Genomic DNA, 375 nt, shown 5'->3' on the forward strand with positions numbered 1-375 from the left:
CAAGTGCGTAGAGTCCCGGCGCAGACCCCGACACTGACATGGGATGATTTTGGAGGATACTACTATGGCCCGTATTGCCGGCGTTGACCTGCCCCGCGAGAAGCGCGTTCAGGTGGGTCTCACCTACGTTTACGGTATCGGTCAGACCACTGCTAACAAGATCCTGGAAGCAACAGGCATCAACCCCGATACCCGCGTCAAGGACCTGACTCTGGAAGAAGAGGCTAAGATCCGTGACTACATCGATCAGGCTAACATCATCGTTGAGGGCGACCTGCGCCGCAACGTTGCTCTGGACATCAAGCGCCTGGTTGAGATCCAGTCCTTCCGCGGCAGGGCAGATTCTTGCGATGGCGGGTGCCACGGAAGGACTGG

General features: G+C 57.9%; 1 protein-coding gene. It reads left to right on the forward strand.

The features are described from left to right. Positions 1–64 precede the first annotated feature (64 nt). Positions 65–375: 30S ribosomal protein S13 (gene rpsM, locus P0G09_RS15965; RefSeq protein ID WP_275253146.1), on the forward strand; the 311-nt coding region annotated here is incomplete at its 3' end.

Source organism: Faecalibacterium sp. DFI.5.82 (genome assembly GCF_029076575.1).
Lineage (GTDB): Bacteria > Bacillota > Clostridia > Oscillospirales > Ruminococcaceae > Faecalibacterium > Faecalibacterium duncaniae.